Source organism: Acidisphaera rubrifaciens HS-AP3, from assembly GCF_000964365.1.
Classification (GTDB): Bacteria; Pseudomonadota; Alphaproteobacteria; order Acetobacterales; family Acetobacteraceae; genus Acidisphaera; species Acidisphaera rubrifaciens.
Genome location: NZ_BANB01000861.1, coordinates 1 through 1,619, shown reverse-complemented (window position 1 = coordinate 1,619; position 1,619 = coordinate 1). Strand labels below are relative to the sequence as shown.

2 protein-coding genes are annotated in these 1,619 nt (G+C 75.5%); both read left to right on the top strand.

The window, feature by feature from the left end:
• The coding region (locus B8460_RS18570) for an LpxL/LpxP family acyltransferase (protein ID WP_148360701.1) at window positions 1-1,011 on the top strand (1,011 nt) is incomplete at its 5' end.
• Complete coding sequence (locus B8460_RS18565) at window positions 914-1,501, top strand: outer membrane lipoprotein carrier protein LolA (RefSeq protein WP_158322981.1); 588 nt, start codon at window positions 914-916, stop codon at window positions 1,499-1,501. The genes B8460_RS18570 and B8460_RS18565, both read left to right, overlap by 98 nt.
• Window positions 1,502-1,619: the final 118 nt, after the last annotated feature.

Here is a 1,619-nt window from a genome sequence, read left to right as displayed (position 1 = left end):
GCGCGTCGCGCTCCCATGACGGTCGCCGAGCGGGGCTGGCATCTGGCGCCGGAGCGGGGCGGCGCCCGGCTGCTGCGCACCGCCGCCTGGGCCATGCTCGGCGCCGGGTGGACGGTGGGCAGCCTGCTGCTCTGGCCGATCACGCTCTGGTTCCTCGCGACCGCCCGCCCGGCCCGCGCCGCCTCGCGCGACTATCTCGCCCGCGTGCTCGGCCGCCGCGCGCGGATGGCGGAGGTGGCGGCGCATTTCCACACCTTCGCGGCCACCGTGCTCGACCGCCTGTATCTCCTGGCCGGACGCGGCCGGGCGCTGGTGCTGCGGACCGAGGGGCTGGAGGTGCTGACCGGCATCGTCGGGCGCGGCGAGGGCTGTGTCCTGCTCGGCGCCCATCTCGGCAGCTTCGAGGTGCTGCGCGCGGTGGGCGCCGCCTCGCCGGTGCCGGTGCGCGCGCTGATGTGGCGCCGCAACGCCGGCGCGCTGACGGGGCTGTTCGACCGGCTCGCCCCCGGCCTGCGCGACGAGGTGATCGAGATCGGCGAGCCGTCGAGCATGCTGCGGGTGCAGGAATGTCTCGCCGGCGGCGGCGTGGTCGGCATCCTGGCCGACCGGGCGCCGGACGGACAGCGCATGGTCGCCGTCCCCTTTCTCGGCGCGCCGGCGCGCTTTCCCGCCGGCCCCTTCATCCTCGCCGCCGCGCTGCATGTGCCGGTGGTGCTGTTCCGCGCCGTGCGGACCGGGCGGCGCCGCTATGCCGTGACCTTCGAGCCTTTCGCCGAGCGCATCGTGTTGCGTCGCGGGGCGCGGGAGGAGGATATCCGCGCCTGGGTCGCGCGCTATGCCGACGCTCTGGCGGTTGCCTGCCGCGCGCATCCGTTTAACTGGTTCAACTTCTACCGCTTCTGGGACGATGCCGATGACGCTGCGCCGCCGCCGCCTGGGGATGCTGCTGGCGACCTGCGCGGCGTTCGGCCCGGCGCGCCGGGCGGCGGCGGCGGAGAGCCTGCGCCTTGAGGAGCTGATGGCCCGCTTTGCCGCCATCCCGGAACGGCGCGCGAGCTTTCGCGAGACGCGGACCTTCGCCGCCCTCGATCAGCCGCTGGAGAGCACCGGCACGCTGCTCTACCGCCGCCCCGCCTATCTGGAAAAGGACACCGACTGGCCGCAGCGCGAGCGGCTCGTGGTGGACGGCATGCGCCTGACGGAGACGCTGGGCGACGCGCCGCCGCGCGTGCTCGACCTCGGCAGCCGGCCGGAGGTGGCGACGCTGGTGGAGGCGATACGCGGCCCGCTGTCCGGCGATCTCGACGCGTTGCGCCGGGTGTTCGACGTACGGCTGGCCGGGGCGTGGGGCGACTGGACGCTCGACCTGCTGCCGCGCGCCGAGGCGGCCCGGCTGCTGCGCAGCGTCCGGCTGGACGGCGCGGGGACGGTGGTGCGGCGCTTTCTGCTCACGCAGCCGAACGGGGACGCGCAGCAGATGCTGATCGCGCCAGCCGCCTGAGGCGCGCCGCGCCCGTTCTGGCGGCGCTCGCCGCTGCGATTGCCGTGCTGCTCGCCGTGCTCGCCGGCGTGCGGGTGCGCACCGACATGGCCGAGTTCCTGCCGCGCGGCGACAGCCC

Bases quoted from the DNA above. Each gene is read 5' to 3' on its own strand.
- B8460_RS18565 (WP_158322981.1), top strand. From the start codon at position 914: ATGACGCTGCGCCGCCGCCGCCTGGGGATGCTGCTGGCGACCTGCGCG.